The 316-nt window shown below is 42.4% G+C and carries 1 protein-coding gene; it reads right to left on the bottom strand.

Translation table 11 applies throughout. From position 1 onward, the window contains the following. A partial coding sequence (locus tag ACVC08_RS00170; RefSeq protein ID WP_452600499.1) for a hypothetical protein occupies positions 1–316 on the bottom strand: 316 nt, incomplete at both ends.

The following is a 316-nucleotide window of genomic DNA, read 5'->3' as shown; positions in this document are numbered from 1 at the left end:
CTCAATATCTGCAGGTGCAGTAAATGTTGGTGCGATATTATCAGACACCGTGATGGTTTGTATTTGTTCTGGCGCAGTGTTACCACAGCTATCTGTTAATGTCCATGTTCTGGTGATTACGAATGATCCTTCGCAAGTTCCTGCGACTACAGCGTCTGTGTAGGTCGCGTTTAGCGTTGTAGAACAGTTATCTGCTTCGTCTGTAACATCTCCTGTAATGTTTACTCCAGCATCGTAATTACATGATGCATCTGTAAATATTTCGATATTTGCAGGTGCAGTAAATGTTGGTGCGATATTATCAGACACCGTGATG

The sequence above is a fragment of the Pontimicrobium sp. MEBiC06410 genome, from assembly GCF_053601615.1.
The sequence above is the reverse complement of the archived record's forward strand: the minus strand, read 5'-3'. Positions and strand labels throughout refer to the sequence as shown.